Here is a 16,831-nt window from a genome sequence, read left to right as displayed (position 1 = left end):
ATGGATTACACGACCAATACCGCCATCGCTGCGGTCAAGGCGCTGACCGAAGTGGTCACCCCGGTCGTCGACGCCAGCGGCGACGCCCAGGCGATCGAACAGGTTCGGCTGGTCACCGACTTCGTCCGTTTCGTCGAGGGCCGTGCGCACTGGATCGGGGATCGGCAGCGTGGTCAGCTCCGCGAGCAGGTCGCACTGGGAAACGAAATCCGGACCGATATCGGTTCGCTGCCGTCGTGGTCGTCGTTCGAGCGCGCACTCGGCACCGCCGCGCGGGTGTCGGAGGACGCCGGCGCGACGGGGGAGCAGCAGCGCCGGGCGACTGAAGAACTGTCCTCGGCCATCAGCCGGGCGCTTCGGGAGACCGATGAGCTCGACGCCGCGACGCGGCGCCGGATCGAACGGGCCGTCGTCGCGGCGAGTCTGCATCGAGCCGATGTCGACCGGGCATGGCTGTTGCCGCTCGGGTTCGATCCCGAGCCGAGCTCGGTCCGCAGCCTTCAAGCGGTATTCACACCCTAGACTCGTCGCGCTCGTCTTTTCGGCTCCCGCACCCGTTCTCGGACCCTAGAACGCGTGCGGGAACCGAGAAGGTGAGCGTCTGTCCAGGACGCGTGGAGGAATCCGCTCAGGCCTGGGCGCGGATGCCCATCGCACCGCAGACGGGTGAGGGCCAGTCGACGTCGGTGCGGGCGAGTTCCCGATCGACCGCTTCGGCGACGTCGTCGGCGAAGGGCAAGACCCGGCGGCTGGTGAGGTCGACGTGGGTGGCGGTGACCTCGAGGGTGCTGGCGAGGCGCTCGGTGGTGTCGTCCACGAGGAAGGCCATCGCGTGCACCACCTTGTCGGAGCGTGCGACGATCCGCGCGTGCACCGACACCCGGTCGCCGACGTGGACCTCCGCGTAGTAGCGGATGTGGTGCTCCGCGGTGAAGAACCCCTGGCCGCGGGTGGCGCGGTAGTCGTCGGTGATGCCCATCCGGTCGAATACCTCCGCGACCGCCTGCGCCTCGAGGTCGAAGTAGTGGCGGATGTTCATGTGGCCGTTCTCGTCCTCGTAGTCGGACGGAACGAGTACCGGACCGGCTTCGCGGTGCAGCGTGATCACCTGGGGGTATGAGGGGATTCCGGCCGGGGACGTCATCGATACACTATAACGATCGTTCACGCGCGATGCTAGAATTACTCGATGGACCGCAACCGGAAGATTCTCGATACCGCAGCAGAGCTGTTCTACGAAAAAGGCTTTCACGGTACGAGTGTCGACGAACTGGGGTCCCGTGCCGGACTGAGCGGTCCCGCCATCTACCGCCATTTCTCCGGCAAGGACGAGATCCTGGCCACCCTGTTCGACGAGGCGATGGACGAGTTGATCGGCGCCACCGAACCCGTCCACGACGACGCGGATCTCGATCTCCAGCGGATGATCCGGCACCACGCCCTGTTCGCAGCCCGGCACCGGCATCTCGTGAATGTCAGCCAGCGTGAGGACCGGTCGCTGGTCGATCCGTGGCGGAAGGCGATCAATCGCCGGCGCAAGCAGTACGTCCAGAGCTGGGAGGCTGCGGTGGCGCGGTCGATCCCCGCCGCGTCACCGGCGGAAGTGTCCGTGGCCACCCAGTCCTGCCTGGGCATGATCTTCTCCATCGCATACTGGCCGGCCAAGGTGACTCGCACGGCCGGGCTGGCCGACCACATGGTGCGGATGGCGAGCGAGGGCCTGGACGCCTTCCGCGAATAGTGCACTGCCCCTGCACTGTCGGCGGGTGCAGGGGCAGTGATACGCATCGGACTACGTCGCGATGCTGGCGCGGTACGCGTAGGACGACGACCGCGACAGCGCGAACTCGAAGATCCCGTACCCGGTCTGCCCGTCCCAGTCGAACGTGCAGCACCGGTCGGTCAGGGCCGAGTCGAGAGTCTTCGGCCCCACCGTCCCGTCCAACGGGTAGACGTCGAACTCCTCGTGGTCGCGGCCGCGGACCTTGCCGTGGTGCCCGCCGTAGCCGCCGCCTGCCATGAAGCCCCCGCCGGCCGAGGCGTCCGCGTCGACGCGGTAGGTGGCTCCGGAGGCTGTCACGATCTCCACCGTGCCGGAAGCGAGGTCGTTGCCCGAGGTGAACACCAGGTCGTGCCGGACGTCGGCGATGTCGTCGAGTCGGCCGTCGTCGTGCATGACGGCGCCCTCCAACAGGATCCGTCCGCCCACGCGGTCCTCGACGAGCAGGAATCCGAACGTGCGGTCCGGGAACTGGGCCTGGTACCAGATGTGCAGGCCCTGGCCCCCGGACATCGTGCGCACGCCGCGGGAGCGGTCCCGCAGGCCGTACCACCCCCCGACGTACGTAGTGGTTCCGTCGAGGGTGAGAGTGCCTTCGTAGCGACCGGGCTGGAAGAGGTGATCGAACGCGGTGACGTTGCCGTCCGTGTTCTTCACGTCCACCGATCCGAGCCAGTACGGCGCCCGTGCGCGCCAGAGCAGATCCAGTTCGAGCCCGGTCTTGTTCTCAAGCAGCTGAATTCGCCAGGTTTTGTTGTCCTCCACGGTTTCCCACGTCAACGGTCCGACGGAGGCGCCGTCGGTGTCGGAGTGTTCGGTGGAGAAGCGGAGATTGCGCTGTTCGGACTCCGTGGTCAGGACGACGAAGCCGTCCACGACGTTCCGCGGCGGATAGACGCCGGCGCCGAGGATCACCGACGGTGCAGCGGCTCCGTCCGGGTGGAGATTGAACATGAACCGGTCGAAGAACTTCTCCGGCATGTCCTCGGCGGTGTGCGTCACCAGGGCGTCGTGAAATCCGTCGGTCATACGTGCTCCTTCTGTTCTACGGTCACATTGTCGGCGCCGATTTCGCGATGGTCCAGCGTGAAGCGGTAGGAACCCATCATCAGCAGGCACGCGATGGCGACGCCGACCAGGACGATGATCGGAAGCGCGCCGGCACTGTAGGAGCCGGTGGCGCCGTAGACCTGTCCGAGCAGGAAGATGCCGAACGCCGACCCCTGCGCGTACAGGAAGTAAATGAATCCCAGCACCCGGCCGTACGAGTGCTTGGGGAAGTACCGGCTCACCATGTAGGCGGCGAGGTCGCCTTCGGAACCCAGACCCAGACCGATCAGGGCGGCGCCGGCGAACAGTACGCCCGTCTGCGACGACGTGATCATGAGGAAGACCCCGACCCCACACAGGGCGAAGATGATCGAGCCGATGACGGGGGCATAGAACCGGTCCAGCAGGTAGCCGACCAGCAGTCGTGCTCCGATCGACGCCAGGCTCAGCACCGACAGAATGGAGACGGCGGTGCCCTGGCTGATGCCCTTGTCCGTGGTCATGGGCACGACCTGGGACATCAGGCCGAACGTCGCCGACGACACGAAGAAGATGGCGACGGACAGCAGCCAGAACTGCCGGTACTTCCTCGCGATGGTGAGCAGCGATTCCCCGGCCATCCGGCCCTGTAGACGCGCGGCCACGCGCTCGGCCTCGTGTTCGGCGGGCATGCGGGTGACGAAGGCGTAGACCGCGGCCGGGATGACCGTGCACAGGGCTCCGATGACCAGGAACGCCATCCGCCATCCGCCGATGCCGAGCATCCAGTTGGCCAGATACGGCATGAGTACTCCGCACGAGCCGAGCCCGGCCATGAGGATGCCCAGCGCCATGCCGCGACGGTCCTGGAACCACGCACTCACCACGGTCGAGTGCGCCACCGGGTTCACGGCGCCCGCTCCGGCGCCGATCACGACACAGAGCAGGTAGAAGACGAGTTGATTGTTCGGCAGCGCGGACATCAGCATCAGGCCGATGCCGAACGCCAGTGACATCGGAACCGACGGGATCTTGGGCCCGTACCGGTCGATGAGGAAACCCAGAATGACGATGCTGATGCCCACCAGCACCGTTTCGATGGACAGGCCGTTGCTGATGACGCTTCGTTCCCAGCCGAATTCTGCGGTCATGGGCTTACCCAGAATGTTGAACAACACGTTGACGGCGGTCGTGCCGAACAGCAGTGTCACAAAGCCTGTGACGACGTACCACCAGCGGTTCAGATGCCGCGTGGACGCTGTGCTCATGGGAGCTCCTGTCGATCGATGTCGAGGGTCGGACCGTGTACTTGGGGTGCGGGCGAGCCACCTGAGTGGCGCTCGTCACAGCATGAGAGCATATGGACAGGCCAAATGCAAAGGACAGACCAAACTGCCTCAAGCGGTTCCTACAGTCGCTCCCCGCCGAGACCCGAAGTCGAACATTCTGCTCGCGATGCGACGAAGTTGGAGCTCGTCCGTACCTTCCGTGATGCGGTAGCGGCGGTGGTGGCGGTAGATGTGCTCGAACTGCTTGTGGCGGGTGTATCCGACACCGCCGTGGATCTGGATCGCGCGGTCGGCGGCCCGGCACGCGAGCTGGTTGCTGCGCAGATTCACCATCGCGACCTTGTCGGTGACGGCCGTCTTCCCGAGCTCGTCCATCATCGCGGCGGTCTTGTAGATCGTGTTGCGGATCAGTTCCGCGTCGGTCTGTAATTCCACCAGCTGCCATTGGATGCCCTGGTGCTCGTGCAGGGGCTTGCCGAAGACGACCCGTTCCTGCGCGTACCGCACGCTCTCGTCTATGCAGTACTGCGCGGCGCCGAGCGAAGACGCCGCCTGCCGGATGCGGTTCTCGTGAACGAACAGTTGGGCGCAGTCGAGTCCGCGGCCGACCTCGCCGACCACGGCTCCCGCGGGCACCCGCACGTCGTCGAGATGGACCTCCGAATGGTCGCTGGGCATGTTGAACGTCCAGTGGTTGAACGGCACCGAGAAGCCGGGGGCGTCCGTCGGCACGAGGAACGCGGTGATCCCGTCGGCCTTGCCCGCCTGCCCCGACGTGCGTGCGAACACGAGGTCGACCTCGGAACAGTCGACCAGGCTGTTGAAGCGCTTCGCCCCGGTGATCACCCAGTCTTCGCCGTCGCGCCGGGCCGTCGTCTCCAGATACGTCGCGTCGCTGCCGTGCCCCGGCTCGGTGAGTCCGAACGCGATCTCGATGTCGCCGCGGATCAGCGGTTCGAGGTACTGCTCCCGCTGTTCCGCGGTGCCGTATTCGTGGAGTACGAGGGCGAGCGGCAGGTTCGCGACCACCGACGCCTCGTCGGAATGGGGGAAGTGCAGGCCCGAACCCCGGGTGAGAAGGTGTTCGCGGACGACGGCCATCGCGAGGTTGCTGCCGTCGTTCCCGCCGAGCGCCCGCGGCAGTGGAAACCGGAAGAAGCCGGCGGCATCGGATCGACGCCGTGCCTCGAGCAGCAACTCGCGCCATTCCTGCTTCGGAAACCCGTCCCGCTCCCAGTCCGTGCGCGCGTACTCGCGGCGGTGATCGAAGAACTGCGGGTGCTTGGCCTCGAGCGGCACGATCTCACGGTCGATGAACGCGTCGAGGTCGGTGACGAACTGCTGCACGTCGTCGGGAATGGTCCAGTCCATGGGGCGTCCTCCGATTCGGGATCCGATGTCTCGGACGCTAGGGAGCGACGGGATCCGCGGCCAGGAGGTCGTCGCGCCGCACTGTTGATTTCTCCAGTGCGGGTGAGGACGACTCCATTGATCGTGGGGAATTCCGTGGTTGCATGCGGGAATGCTGAAGCTGAACGGTATCGACGAGTTGACAGCGAGGGTCGGCACCGACCTCGGCACGACGGACTGGCACGACGTGACCCAGGACCGCATCACGGCGTTCGCGCACGACACCGAGGACTTCGAGCGAATCCACCTCGATCCCGAGCGGGGCCGGGAGGCCGGATTCGGCGGCACGATCGCCCACGGGATGTTCACCCTGTCGCTCGGGCCGAAGTTCCTCTACGAGATCTTCGAGATGAACGGGCACTCGCTTGGCCTCAACTACGGCTTCGATTCGGTGCGGTTCCTGAATCCTGTCCGGGTCGGCTCCCGGATCCGCATGACGGCGCGACTGCAGGATGCGCGGCCGATCGACGGCGGATACAGGTTCACGATCCGTCAGACCTTCCAAATCGAGGGCTCCGACAAGCCCGCCTGCGTCGCGGACGCGGTCGTGGCCTACTTCCACTGAACACGAGGAGAGTGACGTCCATGCGCGCAGTCGTCGTCGAGGAACTGACCGGCCCCGAGGCCGCCACCTTGGCAGAAGTGCCGGAACCTGTCGGCGCCCACCCACGCGCGGACGGACAGCGGCTGCTCGTCGACGTGCACGCCGCCGGTCTGTCGTTCATCGACCCGTTGCAGACCTGGGGCAAGTACCAGAACGGCGTGCCGACACCATACGTATGTGGCAGCGAATTTGCGGGTGTCGTAGTGGAGGCGCCGTCGGGCACCGGCTTCCGGTCCGGGGACCGGGTCGGCGGCATCGTCTGGCACGGTGCGCTCGCCGACCGCGCGCTGGCTCTGCCCGACTACACGGTGAAGATCCCGGCGACGATGTCATTCGTCGAAGGCGCTGCCCTGTACATGAATTACTCGACGGCCTGGTACGCACTCCACCGGGCGCAGGTGCAGCCAGGCGAGTATGTGCTCGTCCACGGCGCCGCGGGTGGGGTGGGCACCGCGGCCCTCGACCTCGCGGCGACCTTCGGCGCGAAGGCGATCGCTGTGGTCTCGAACGACGAGAAGGCCGCGGTGGCCCGGCGATGCGGTGCACACGCAGTGGTCCGGTCGGACGGACCCTGGCTCGACGACGTCCGCGATCTGACGGACGGGCGCGGCGTCCACGTCGTGATCGACCCGGTGGGCGGCGACCGGTTCACCGACTCGCTCCGTTCACTGCGGCAGGGCGGCCGGCTCGTCGTCGTCGGATTCACCGGAGGTTCGATCCCGACCGTGAAGGTCAACCGCCTCCTCCACCGCAACCTCACCGTCACGGGAATCACCATGGACAACATGGAAACCGAATATCCAGGGACGCTGCGGATGGTCCGGGACGCCGTCGAGGGACTCGCCGCCGAGGGCGCGATCCGGCCGTTCGTCGGGGCGACGTTCCCGCTCGAGCAGGCGGCGACCGCCCTGCGCGCGCTTGACGACCGCGCCGCGACGGGGAAGGTTGTCGTCGAGGTGGTACCTCGCAATGTCACGGCGGTGGTACCTCGCAATGTCACGGCGGTGGTACCTCCCAATGTCACGGCGGTGGTACCTCGCAATGTCACGGAGGTGGTGTCGTCGGCCTGATGCCGTCGGTCCTCAGGGCGCCACCGGTGCTCCGAGGACGGTGAGGCCGCGCTCGATCACCGCGGCGAGGCTGTCGGCGGCGACGACCAGGGCCGGGTCTGGATCGGTGCGTTTCCGGTTGCGCTTGACGAAGACCGAGAGGGTCGACGCCGTCTTGTAGTGGCAGTAGGCGAGGAACCAGTCCAGGTCGGGAACCGGGACGTCCCGCTCGGCGCGGTAGGCATCCAGGAGTTCGCGGCGGGACGGCATCCCCGTGCCGGCCTCGACATCGGCCGCGGGACGGGACCGCCGGAACCGGTGGACCGGGTCGGTGTGCATCAGCAACCATGCCAGGTCGGTGCGGGGATCGCCGACCGACCAGATCTCCCAGTCGATGATCGTGGCGAGGTCCTCGCCGGAGAAGAGCATGTTCGCAAGTCGGTAGTCGCCGTGCAGCAGCGTGGGCGCGACCGGTGCCGGGATCCGTTCGGCGAGGGCGGCATGGAGTTCGGCGTGCCGGGGTGCGATGTCGTCGTCGACGGTGTCCAGCAGGCGCTGCCAGCGCTCCAGTTCCTCCAGCACCGTGACGACCGGTTCGTCGCCGATTCCGAGTGCGACGGGATCCAGGTTCTGCATGCTCTCGAGCATCCGGGCGGCGGCTCGCGCGCGCGCCGCCACGGTGCCCGGGGCGGGCGGGTCGTCGGCGACGTCGAGCAGTGGCTCGTAGGATTGTCCGTCGACGAGGGTCATCGCGAAGAGCGGTGGGCGTTCGGCCGTTCCGTCCTCGTCGAAGAGGATCGACGGAACGCGGACGCCGGGTGCGCCGTCGAGGAGACGGATGATGCGTGCCTGGCGGAGCACGTCCCGGTTGCGGACCGGTTCCAGCCCGGGCGGAGCCATCTTGAGGACTATCTCGCTGTCGGGCAGGCCCGGTCGCGTCAGCGTGGCCCGGTACGTCAGGCTCGACACCCCACCCGGTAGCGCCGAGGGTGCGGACACCACGGCTCCCGGCCACCGGCGACCGGCCGCCTCGGTGGCCCGTGTGGTCAGAGTGTTCACGTCGAGTTCCGTCACGAGTCCACGATCGGGCCGGTATGCCGACACCGCAAACACGGAAGCGATTGCCGCTGAAGAAACCCACAGTGGCGTTCCATTCGATGCTTCGGCTGCCGCCCGACTGCGTGATAGAGGTTGCCTATGTCGAATACCGCCGATGACCGAAACATGCTGGAGCGATTCTCCTTGCGCGGGAAGGTGGCGATCGTGACGGGAGCATCCTCCGGACTCGGCGTGGCCTACGCATTCGCGCTGGCGCAGGCGGGCGCGGACGTCGTCCTCGGCGCCCGGCGCGGCGACAAACTGGCCGCGACCGCGGAGTTGGTGCGGCAATACAACCCCCGCGCGGTGGCGGTGGAGACCGATGTGACGCAGGTGGATCAGTGCAATCGGCTCGTCGATGCCGCCATCGACGCATTCGGGAAGGTGGACGTCCTCGTCAACAATGCGGGCACCGGCGGCGAGTACCACCACGTGACGCAGGATTCGCCCGACCACTTCCGGTCCGTCGTCGATGTAAACCTGCACGGCTCCTACTGGATGATCCAGGCGTGCGCGCGGGTGATGGGGGCGGGCAGTTCGATCGTGAACGTCTCCAGCGTCATGGCTCTCACGACCGCGAAGATGCCCGCCGCCGCATACAGCGCGAGCAAGGCGGCCGTCCTCGGCCTGACCCGCGACCTCGCCGCGCAACTCGGGCCGAGTGGAATACGCGTCAATGCCATTCTGCCGGGGGTCTTTCCGTCGGAGGCGACCGCGCACTACAGCGAGAACTACAAACGTAAGATCGTCGATGCCAAGATTCCCCTCGGACGCATCGGCGATCCCGAAGACATCGCCGCGGTCGTGGTGTTCCTGGCGGGCGACGCGTCCGCGTACCTGACCGGGGTGAGTCTCCCCGTCGACGGGGGCGTGCTGGTGAACTGAGTGCGCGCGGGCGCCGTCAGCGCTGTGCCACCGAGGACGTGACCGTGCGGGTGTTCAGTCCGTCGCCGGCGTCGACGGTGAGGAACTGGCCGGTGACACTGCGAGCCGTAGGGGAGGCGAAGAACGCGACGGCGTCCGCGATGTCGGCCGGGTCGACGAAGCCGTTGGGCATCGATGCGAGCCACGCGTCCTGGATGTCCTGCGGCATGGACAGGATGCCGGAACTGGCGGTCATTCCGGGTAGGACCGCGTTGGCGGTGATGCCCAGGGCGACATTCTCGGCCGCAACGGTCTTGACCAGACCGAGCAGGCCGGCCTTCGTGGTGCTGTAGGAGACCTGGGCCGGCATGCCCTGCGTGCCTGCGGTACTGGAGATGACGACGACGCGCCCGTACCGCCGTTCCCGCATTCCCGACAGGCACTGCTGGAGCACTCGAAAGGTCCCGGTGAGATTGACGTCGAGATCCTTCCGCCACTTGTCGATCGACAAGCTGTGCGCGGCACCGAACATCGTCGTCAGCCCCGCGTTCGCGACGTAGACGTCGATGTCGTCGAGTGCCGGCAGTTCGTCGGCGGACATGTCGGCCTGATACGTGCAGCCAGGTGAACGGTCGAGAGTGACGACCTCCATCCCGTCGGCCTCGAGGCGGGCGACGATGGCCTTGCCGATCCCGCCCTCGCGTGCGGCACCGGTCACCAGGGCCTTGCGGCGGCGCGGGTCGGTCATGCGGTTCTCCGTTCGTCGGTGAGCGACGCGGTGTCGTCCTTCGCATCGGCGCAACGACTTTCGGCGTGGAGTGCCGGATAGTCGCGTAGCCGAAGGACGAGTAGTGCGGTGTGGATGCTCAGTTGATGGGTCGCGTCGCCGGTGACGTCGAGACCGGTAAGGGTGTGCACCCGCGACAACCGGAGACGGACCGTGTTCTCGTGCACGCCCAGCCTGGTGGCGGTGCGGCGCATGCCGCGATTCTCCTCGAACCAGACGGCCAGTGTGCGAATCAGTTCGGCCGACGCGACATCGTCGTCGAGGAGGGGGCCGAGCATGTCGTCGATGAAGTGCCGAATCGCCGACACCTCGCCGTTCGCCAGGAACAGCCGGGCGGGTCCCAGATCGTCGACGGCGAGAACGCGGTGTCCGGTTCCGTCGGTGAAACGGTCGATGCAGCGCACGACCTCCCGGGCCTCCCGATATGCGCGGACGAACGAATCGGGTTCGTACACGGACGACACCCCGGCAATCAACCCGCCCGTCGGGCTCAGTTCGGTGACCGCGGCCTCGAGGGTCGCGGTGATGCGCCTGACGACGGTCGGCGATGCGGCATGCGCGGGCGCCTCGATGAGCAGGAGGATTCCCTCCGACCCGCGCGTCGACAGCACCTCCAGGCCGAGCGCCCGCTCGGTGTACTCGGCGAGGGTGCGGTCCAGATCGTCGGGCGCTCCCTCGGGTTCGCGGACATACACCAGGGCGCGGTGGGCGTGGACGTTCACACCGAGGTATTCGGCACCGGCCGCGAGATCGGCCCAGGCGCCGGAGCCGCGAACGAGTTGGCGGGCGAGATTCGACCGGGCGTTCCAGGCGACCCGCGTGATGCGACGCTGAGTGAGGAACTGCGCCCCGATGCGACGGGCGCAGCGGAGGGTCACGTACTCGTCCGTGGGAACGAACGGCGTGGGTTGTTCGTCGACGACGAGCCATCCGAGGTGTTCACCGCGTTCGACGATCGCGCTGAGGATCTTGCGCCGCGACAACCCGGTGCCCAGTTCGGCAGCGATGAGGACGGGGTCCGCGCCGGTCGGGGTCGGCTGCCCGCCCACGATGTCGCCGAGTGGTGGGAACGCGGTCTGCCTGGCCGCCTCGGGTCGGGTGGACGCAACGATGTGGCCCTTGCGATCGAACAGGGTCACCGCCTTTCCGGTGGCCTCGGAGCAGACCCGGACGATAGCGGACAGGCAGTCGACCGCGACGGCGGCGTCGTCGAGAAGTTCGTCGAACATGCTGAGCGGCAGATGCTTACGGCCGCTGTGCTCGTCGGAGGTGGGCATCGACGTCAGCGGTGATGGTCGAGGAGCAGCGCGCGGACCGAGGCCGTGTGCTCGATGGCCGATTCCATCGACGTGGTTGCCGGGACCAGGGTGATGTTGTCGGCGCCTGCCTCGACGAACGAGTTCAGCCACTCGGCCACCTGCTCGGGGGTGCCGGCGGGTGCGAGATGTCGGAACTTCTCGCGCGGTAACTGGTACAGCGCCTGCATTTTCTCGCCGACCAGACGATCTGCGACCGCGGCATCGGTGTCGAGGCCACACCACACGTTGACACCGAACGAATCCGGAGCGCGGTTCTCCTTCGCTGCGGCGTCGAGGATCGCGGTTCGCGTCTCGGCGAAGCGCCGCGGAGTGCAGAAGATACCGAGCCAGCCGTCGCCGTACCGGGCGGTGCGTCGGATGGCGGATTCGCCGCGGCCACCGATCAGGATCGGCACCTGCGGTTGAGGCATCGGCAGGATGCGCGCGCGGTCGAGGGTGAAGAACTCGCCGTGATGCGTTACCTCCTCGCCGGTGAGGACGGCGCGCAATACGTCGAGGGTCTCGTCGAGGCGACGGCCGCGGGTGCTGGGGTCGACCCCGCTGTTCGAGATCTCGGAGCGGTCCTCGCCGCCCACACCGGCGCCGAGGACCAACCGGCCGGGAGCGATCTGCGACAGCGTCGCTATCTGGCGCGCAGCGAGCATCGGATGCCGCAGACCGAGCAGGTAGACACCGATGATCACCGACAGCGTGTCGTGGGCCGACAGCACGGACGTCGCCGACACCATGCCGTCGAACCCGGTACCGCCGTGGAAGCTGATGTGGTCACCGACGGTGATGTGGTCGATCCCCGCCTCTGCCGCGGAATCGAGGAGAAGCCGCCGATCTGCGGGTTTCGGCACAAGGAGTGCGTCGGTGACCGACAATCCCACTCTGATCGACACGCTGATCTCCTCTCATGCGAATGGACTGACCATAAACTTTTCAACCAGCGGATGGCAAGGCCGGGGTGTGCAACGCCGTGGTCACAGCATCGAGCTGCCACCGTTCACGCTGATCACTTGACCGGTGACGTAGGACGCTTCTTCGGACGCGACGAAGGCAACTGTGGCCGCTACTTCTTCGACCGTTCCAGGGCGATCCATCGGGATGAGGGTGCGCATCTGGGCGCCGAATATCGCCATGTCGTCTTTCACTTCGGGCGGTGCGGAGGCCAACTTGGCGGCGGCCTCCGGCGTCTCGATCCATGCCGGAGCGACCGTGTTCACGGTGATTCCGGAATCCGCGAACTCCCGCGCGAGCCCGGTTCCGAATGCATGAACTCCACCCTTCGCGGCGTTGTAGATCGCGTGCCGGTACAAACCATTGCGTACGGATTCGGCTCCGATGTGGACGATCCGGCCGTATCCGGCGTCCACCATGTGGGGTAGTGCTTCGAGCGTGGTGTACAGGGTGGTCCAGAGATTGCGGTCGATGGTGGCCCGCAATGTTTCCTCGGTGTGGTCGAACGTCGGAAGGATGACGCCGCCGCCCGCGCAGTTCACCAGCACGTCTATCGCACCGCGTTCGGTGACCGTCCTCCGGATGAGGTCGGCGGCATCCTCTCGTTGCGAGAGGTCTCCGACGACCGTGGTCACCGACGCCGCGTTGCCGGGCCGAAGGTGTTCGGCGACCGCCTCCACGGCGTCCGCACTGAGGTCTCCGAGAACGAGATCGGCACCCTCATCCGCCAGCCGCACGGCGATGGCGCGGCCGATGCCGCTGCCGGCCCCGGTGACAACCACGGTCCGGCCTTTGAACCTGTTCATGTTGTGGTATTACCTTCCGCTGGAATGCGCTGCACGCGAGAGCGTTCAGTCTTCGTTCGGTGCTATGTACACCCGGCCGTCGGTCACGACAGTTCGGTACTTCTTCAGTGCGAGAACCGCGGGAAAGCACAGGGGCGCCCCGGTGCGGACGTCGAACCGGGCCATGTGGAGCGTGCAGAGCACCTCGTGCCCCTCGAGCTCGCCCTCCTCGCCCAGCGACCACTTCTCGTGACTGCAGGAGTCGGACGTGGCGAAGAACTCGCCGTCGACGCGAAAGACGGCGATCCCGCCATCCGCGTCCAACCGGAGGTTTTCACCGTCGGTCAGATCGTCCTCGTTGCACGCGAAGATCAGTGCTTCGGTGGACACTTCTGGTGCCATGGTCGGCCCTCTCGTAAAGCGCGGATGCGTTCAGATGATGAAGCTGATCTTGCCCTGGGGATCGAGCATGTCGTGAGCCAGAACGGCACGCTTTCGACGGATCAGGAACGACGAGTTCCGGGGGACGAGCTCGTACTCGTATCGGCCGACGTACGTGTCGAACTTGCCGGCCTTTGCCCGGTTGATGATGAAATTTGCGGTGACGGAGATCGATTCGTCGGTTTCGTCGAGAATCTGCACGTTGCCGACGATCCGGCTCGTCTGAGAATGCGGAAACTCGGCGTGCGCTTCGGGCTTCTTTAGGCGGATCACGCGTTGTTCGAGCATGGTGCGACCGTCGTGGATGAGCGACCAGGTGAGACCGGGGTCTGCGTCCGGACGGTCCGTGGCGGGCACCTCGTACGTGCAATCGAGAGTGAACAGATCGAGCCACTCCTCGAGCCGCCATCGATCGATCAGGCCGGCTTCGTGGAAGAGGAACTCCTCGACTGCGCTACGAGTGGTGATGGACGGTGTCTCCGATACGGAAGTCATAGGGATGTCCTTCTGAGATGACGAGCTGCGTTGTGGATGATTCGGTGTGATCCAGCGAGGTCAGGCATCGACACCCTGTTTGTCGAAGGGGACGAAGGACGTTCCCTCGGTGGGGAGCTGTTCTCCGGTGATGCGCCTGTTCCATTCTCGCCACCACGACCGCATCTGCAGTTCGTCGTTGGCCGCCGGGACGGGCTTGCCCATTCCCTTCGACACGTCGGACCAGCCGACCTCGCCGCGTGCGCCGAACCCCTTCTGGGCCTGCTCGAGCGCCTCGACATCGTCCGGGGTTGCGAGCCCCGCCGGTCCCCAGAACGTGAGCGCGTTGTTGATGCGATATTTGACGAACTCCTCGTCGACGCCCTTGGGGATGATCTGCCAGCCGGTGACGAGGGTTTCCGATGCGCTGACCGGGTAGAACGTGCGCAGCGTCAGTCCGAAGCTGAGGTCGATCAGGATGAGGCTGGGAAAGAACACCGAGTTTCGTGCGAGACCGAACATCGCGTTGGCGTAGTTCTCACCGAACGCCTGCTCGGCCTGTGATCGAAGGCCGGCGAGGGTCTGTTTCACACTGTCGGTTGCCAGCGGGAGTCCGTTGGCCGGATACATCAGTGTGGCATGCCCGTTCGGGAACTCGGTGCCCATACCGGCCGGCGCGACACCGTTGACGGTGTCCTTGCCGAGCATCGGGGGTGTGGCGCCGAGCTCCATCATCATCTCGAAGTAGGTGTGGTGGACGGACTTGGCGTGATATCCGTCGATGCTGTTCTCGACGAGGAGCTTCCAGTTGGCCTTCAGCGAATACTTGTGCGTTCCCTCCAGGATGGCGACGCCTTCGGGGGACTGATCGGCTGCCAGATCGATGAAGTGGCGGGCTTCACCGAGGAACGTCAGCAGATCCGGTGCGTCGGGATCGAAGTTCACGAAGTAGAGCCCGCGGTAGGAGTCCACCTGTGCGGGGGACTGCAGGCCCTTGTACACGGCCGCCGGCTCGCTCTTGTAGTCCTCGTTGCCGGGCACGTTGACCAACTCGCCCGAATTCCGGTACGCCCAGCCGTGGTAGAAGCAGGTGAAGATCTTGGCGTTGCCGGAGCTGTGCCGGCAGACGGAGGACCCGCGGTGCAGGCAGGTGTTGAGCAGCACCCGGACGTCACCGTGGCGGTCGCGGTTGAAGATCACCGGTCGGCCGCCGACGTCCCGGGTCTGGAAGTCGTTCTTGCCGGGAATTTCGGACTCGTGTCCGACGTAGAGCCACGTCTTGCCGAAGATCTCTTTTCGCTCGCGCTGCAACACGTCTTCAGAGGTGAAGGCTTCACGGTTGACCCGGAAGAGGTTGTTCTCGCGGTCGTCGATGATGAATTGCTCTGCGGTCATGAGGATGATCCGTTCTGATGAGTGCGGGCTGCGGCGGCGGGAGTCAGTGCTGGTCGGTGACGGCGGGATTGGCTGCGGCGAGGTCTCGGAAGAGCCAACTGTCGGGATCGGAGCCCGTGGCCGGAACGACCAGCACGGCGGTGGGGCCGATTGCCATCCAGTTTCTTCCGTCGTCGTCCGGTTCGGCGGGCAGAATTTCGACGGTCGTGAAGACCTCGTTGCTCAGGTCGTGCGTCCCGATGATCACGTTGACCTTGCAGCCCTCGGTCTCGATGTGCAGGATCTTGTCCGGGCCGCCTTTGAAATGCTGGATCTGACGCATGATTACCTTCCTTATCGGGCGGGGGTCTGTTGGCCGACGAGGTCCCCGAGACTCCCGCCGCGACGGTGGTTCTTGCGAAACGCCGCGACGACTCGGGCGTCGTTGACGCTGACCTGGGCGATCGGCCTGTCGTCGGCGTCGGTGTAGACGGCACGGAACCGGCCCTCCGACATCGACCCCTCACGGTGGGCGAGTTCGCCGAGCGACGGCATCCCGACGATCTGGATCCGGGAGCCGTACTGGTCGGACCACACGTACGGAAGCTGCGGTGCAGGAGGCTCGCCGCCGGTGACGATCGCGGCGACGGCGTCGGCCTGCTCGCCGGCACTGGTCCAGTGCTCGATCCGAGCAGTCACACCCAACAGCGGATGCCGACGCAGAGCGAGGTCGCCTATGGCGAAGATCGACGGGAAGCCTTCGACCTCGAAGCGGTCGGTGCACTGCACCCCGCCGTCGATGGGAAGCCCACTTCCCCCGAGCCACTGCGTATTCGGTACTGCGCCGACGCCGACGACGACGAGGTCGGCGGGTACTTCAGTTCCGTCGGCGAGGGCGACCCCTTCGGCCCGCTCGCTGCCGAGGAAACGCTCGACCCGCGCTCCGGTGACGAGCTTTGCCCCGCCCAGTGTGTGGATCGAGGAGATCTCATGACCGACCTCGTCGCCGAAGATGTGGCTCATCGGGACGTCGAGTGCCTCGATCAGGGTGACGTCGAGTCCCCGGCCTCTCGCCGCGGAGGCGAATTCGGCGCCGATGAATCCGGCCCCCACCACGGCGACGCGTGGCCCGGCGGCGAGTGCTTCTCGGAGGGCCGTCGCGTCGTCGAGCGTGCGCAGCGTGTGAACCCCGGCCGGAGCGTCGGGAATCGGCAGCGTGCGCGCGTGGGCGCCGGTCGCGATCATCAATTGCACGTAGGAGAACTGCTCGCCGGTGTGGGTGAGCACCACCCGCCGTGCCGGGTCCAGGCGGGTGGCGCGCACGCCCAACCGGACGTCGAGGTCGAACTCTGCTGCGAGGTCGGGGGTGAGGAGGCGCGGCACGTCCGGAACATCTCCCTCGGCCAGAAGATCCTTGGACAGCGGGGGCTTGTCGTACGGCCAGTGCTCCTCGCTCTCGAGGAGCACGATGCGCCCGGCGAAACCGCGCTGCCGCAGAGCGATTGCTGTTCTGGTGCCTGCAACCGAGGCGCCGACGATCAGGAAGGACATAGTCGAAACGTAGCGACGTCGCGCGCCCGCGTGGT

General features: G+C 66.3%; 19 protein-coding genes. 5 read left to right on the top strand and 14 right to left on the bottom strand.

Translation table 11 applies throughout. The features are described 5' to 3' along the window. The gene (locus ACNJ7E_RS38850) at nt 1-522 is read left to right on the top strand and encodes a hypothetical protein (protein WP_009475520.1); all 522 of its coding nucleotides are present in this window, start codon (nt 1-3) and stop codon (nt 520-522) included. A 106-nt stretch (nt 523-628) separates the two neighbouring features. On the opposite strand, the gene ACNJ7E_RS38845 is transcribed toward ACNJ7E_RS38850, so the two are convergent. Next, nucleotides 629-1,144, bottom strand: coding sequence for a thioesterase family protein (locus tag ACNJ7E_RS38845; RefSeq protein WP_418342318.1), 516 nt, complete (start codon nt 1,142-1,144; stop codon nt 629-631). Between the two features lie 45 nt (nt 1,145-1,189). Here ACNJ7E_RS38845 and ACNJ7E_RS38840 point away from each other — a divergent pair, with 45 nt between their 5' ends. Next, the gene (locus ACNJ7E_RS38840) at nt 1,190-1,741 is read left to right on the top strand and encodes a TetR/AcrR family transcriptional regulator (protein ID WP_037231263.1); all 552 of its coding nucleotides are present in this window, start codon (nt 1,190-1,192) and stop codon (nt 1,739-1,741) included. A 51-nt stretch (nt 1,742-1,792) separates the two neighbouring features. On the opposite strand, the gene ACNJ7E_RS38835 is transcribed toward ACNJ7E_RS38840, so the two are convergent. From ACNJ7E_RS38835 to ACNJ7E_RS38825, 3 genes are all read right to left on the bottom strand, one after another. After that, nucleotides 1,793-2,809 (bottom strand): Rv3169 family protein, encoded by a 1,017-nt coding sequence (locus tag ACNJ7E_RS38835; protein WP_418342317.1) that lies wholly within the window; start codon nt 2,807-2,809, stop codon nt 1,793-1,795. Then, complete coding sequence (locus tag ACNJ7E_RS38830) at nt 2,806-4,077, bottom strand: MFS transporter (protein ID WP_009475516.1); 1,272 nt, start codon at nt 4,075-4,077, stop codon at nt 2,806-2,808. The genes ACNJ7E_RS38835 and ACNJ7E_RS38830 overlap by 4 nt, the downstream gene beginning before the upstream one ends. 129 nt (nt 4,078-4,206) lie before the next feature. Beyond that, nucleotides 4,207-5,469, bottom strand: a complete 1,263-nt coding sequence (locus tag ACNJ7E_RS38825) for an acyl-CoA dehydrogenase family protein (RefSeq protein ID WP_009475515.1) — start codon at nt 5,467-5,469, stop codon at nt 4,207-4,209. A gap of 151 nt (nt 5,470-5,620) precedes the next feature. Here ACNJ7E_RS38825 and ACNJ7E_RS38820 point away from each other — a divergent pair, with 151 nt between their 5' ends. Both ACNJ7E_RS38820 and ACNJ7E_RS38815 read left to right on the top strand, forming a co-directional pair. Next, nucleotides 5,621-6,073 carry a MaoC family dehydratase gene (locus ACNJ7E_RS38820; protein ID WP_009475514.1) on the top strand — a complete coding sequence of 151 codons (453 nt, stop codon included), beginning with the start codon at nt 5,621-5,623 and terminating at the stop codon, nt 6,071-6,073. A 20-nt stretch (nt 6,074-6,093) separates the two neighbouring features. Continuing rightward, complete coding sequence (locus ACNJ7E_RS38815; protein WP_418342316.1) at nt 6,094-7,182, top strand: NADPH:quinone oxidoreductase family protein; 1,089 nt, start codon at nt 6,094-6,096, stop codon at nt 7,180-7,182. A 12-nt stretch (nt 7,183-7,194) separates the two neighbouring features. On the opposite strand, the gene ACNJ7E_RS38810 is transcribed toward ACNJ7E_RS38815, so the two are convergent. Then, nucleotides 7,195-8,235, bottom strand: a complete 1,041-nt coding sequence (locus ACNJ7E_RS38810; protein ID WP_418342315.1) for a phosphotransferase family protein — start codon at nt 8,233-8,235, stop codon at nt 7,195-7,197. Nucleotides 8,236-8,358: 123 nt separating this feature from the next. On the opposite strand from ACNJ7E_RS38810, the gene ACNJ7E_RS38805 reads away from it, so the two are divergent. Continuing rightward, the gene (locus ACNJ7E_RS38805) at nt 8,359-9,144 is read left to right on the top strand and encodes an SDR family NAD(P)-dependent oxidoreductase (RefSeq protein WP_418342314.1); all 786 of its coding nucleotides are present in this window, start codon (nt 8,359-8,361) and stop codon (nt 9,142-9,144) included. Between the two features lie 16 nt (nt 9,145-9,160). Here the strand turns inward: ACNJ7E_RS38805 and ACNJ7E_RS38800 are convergent, their stop codons facing one another. The 9 genes from ACNJ7E_RS38800 to ACNJ7E_RS38760 form a co-directional block, all read right to left on the bottom strand. After that, complete coding sequence (locus ACNJ7E_RS38800; RefSeq protein ID WP_037231281.1) at nt 9,161-9,871, bottom strand: SDR family oxidoreductase; 711 nt, start codon at nt 9,869-9,871, stop codon at nt 9,161-9,163. Beyond that, nucleotides 9,868-11,187 (bottom strand): PucR family transcriptional regulator, encoded by a 1,320-nt coding sequence (locus ACNJ7E_RS38795; RefSeq protein WP_009475508.1) that lies wholly within the window; start codon nt 11,185-11,187, stop codon nt 9,868-9,870. The genes ACNJ7E_RS38800 and ACNJ7E_RS38795 overlap by 4 nt, the downstream gene beginning before the upstream one ends. Before the next feature lie 5 nt (nt 11,188-11,192). Next, nucleotides 11,193-12,113, bottom strand: a complete 921-nt coding sequence (locus ACNJ7E_RS38790) for an LLM class flavin-dependent oxidoreductase (protein WP_009475507.1) — start codon at nt 12,111-12,113, stop codon at nt 11,193-11,195. Between the two features lie 81 nt (nt 12,114-12,194). Then, nucleotides 12,195-12,977 (bottom strand): SDR family NAD(P)-dependent oxidoreductase, encoded by a 783-nt coding sequence (locus tag ACNJ7E_RS38785; RefSeq protein WP_037231285.1) that lies wholly within the window; start codon nt 12,975-12,977, stop codon nt 12,195-12,197. Between the two features lie 45 nt (nt 12,978-13,022). Continuing rightward, complete coding sequence (locus ACNJ7E_RS38780; RefSeq protein WP_037231287.1) at nt 13,023-13,358, bottom strand: non-heme iron oxygenase ferredoxin subunit; 336 nt, start codon at nt 13,356-13,358, stop codon at nt 13,023-13,025. A 30-nt stretch (nt 13,359-13,388) separates the two neighbouring features. Continuing rightward, entirely contained in the window at nt 13,389-13,892 is a 504-nt protein-coding gene (locus ACNJ7E_RS38775) for an aromatic-ring-hydroxylating dioxygenase subunit beta (RefSeq protein WP_009475503.1), read from the bottom strand. A gap of 60 nt (nt 13,893-13,952) precedes the next feature. Beyond that, complete coding sequence (locus ACNJ7E_RS38770) at nt 13,953-15,266, bottom strand: aromatic ring-hydroxylating oxygenase subunit alpha (RefSeq protein ID WP_418342313.1); 1,314 nt, start codon at nt 15,264-15,266, stop codon at nt 13,953-13,955. 43 nt (nt 15,267-15,309) lie between these two features. After that, on the bottom strand, nt 15,310-15,588 hold the full coding sequence (locus tag ACNJ7E_RS38765; RefSeq protein WP_418342312.1) for a hypothetical protein: 279 nt from the start codon (nt 15,586-15,588) through the stop codon (nt 15,310-15,312). Between the two features lie 11 nt (nt 15,589-15,599). Then, nucleotides 15,600-16,796 (bottom strand): NAD(P)/FAD-dependent oxidoreductase, encoded by a 1,197-nt coding sequence (locus ACNJ7E_RS38760; RefSeq protein WP_418342311.1) that lies wholly within the window; start codon nt 16,794-16,796, stop codon nt 15,600-15,602. Between the last annotated feature and the right edge of the window lie 35 nt (nt 16,797-16,831).

It is taken from the genome of Rhodococcus mengyinensis, from assembly GCF_048381435.1.
In the GTDB taxonomy this organism is placed as follows: Bacteria; Actinomycetota; Actinomycetes; order Mycobacteriales; family Mycobacteriaceae; genus Rhodococcus_F; species Rhodococcus_F opacus_D.
This window is presented reverse-complemented; position numbering and strand designations above follow the sequence as displayed.